At 51.7% G+C, this 890-nt stretch carries 1 protein-coding gene; it reads left to right on the forward strand.

Annotated features, from left to right (window positions below; genetic code table 11):
* Positions 1–56: 56 nt before the first annotated feature.
* On the forward strand, positions 57–890 hold an 834-nt coding region (locus HT737_RS30385; protein WP_182404672.1), incomplete at its 3' end, for a sel1 repeat family protein.

Genomic DNA, 890 nt, shown 5'->3' on the forward strand with positions numbered 1-890 from the left:
TGCTGAGAAGGTTAAGCCGAAGGCTTTTTTTGTGTTTTCTGAGTGATGAGTTCGTGATGACAAAGAACAATCGAGTGCGTCAATTCAAGCTGCAATGTCTGGTGCTTTTGGCGTTTGGGTTTTGTTCAGACGCCTTTGCGTCACAATCGAGCACCGTGCAATGCCCGAGCGACAACTTCGCAGATTTCGTAAAAGAGTTCTCGTCCAAGCCTGAGGTGCAGCAAGCGTTTATCGCCTCGCCCGTGATCGAGCAAAAGGTAGTCTCCACCGAGTCAAAGCCGCGAGTGGTGGAGCGAAAGTCGAGGGTGTTGGACCCTCAATTGCTGGTGATGCTTGCTCCTGCCAACATCGCGAAGTCTGGGCTGAGCATGCAAGTCCAGCTGCCGAACAATGTGATTGTTCGCGATTCAAACGGTGAAGTGCTTAAGATCTTCACTTTCAAACATAACGACTGTTGGATATTGAGCCGTGCTGAAGACTGGTCGCTTGAGTCTGCACTTGATGCTCAATACCCGAAGTTAAAGGCTTCACCGGCTGAGCGCGCACTAAAAAGAGGGGCGATGTATAACCAACTGGCTATCGATATCGAGTCCTCCTCTTCCAGCCAGCTGTACATTTCTGCTCTGAATAGTTATTTGCATGGGGCAGACCAAGGCTCCGCGGAGGCGGCTTTCGCAGCAGCGGGTATCAGCCTTTCAGGTCAAGCGCCGCGGTTGGAAAATGCCAAGATTCTTCAGCTTCTGGAGTCAGCCGCTAAGAGCGTACCTGAGGCAGGGATTGCCCTTGCCGAATTCTATTGCGACGAAGGCAATTACGAAGAAAAGCGAGCCTGTGTCAGTCCAGAAAAATCATTGAGCGCTCTCGTCACATCTGCCCAGCTCGGTTCCCCG

This window comes from Pseudomonas sp. MD195_PC81_125, from assembly GCF_014060985.1.
Lineage (GTDB): Bacteria > Pseudomonadota > Gammaproteobacteria > Pseudomonadales > Pseudomonadaceae > Aquipseudomonas > Aquipseudomonas parakoreensis.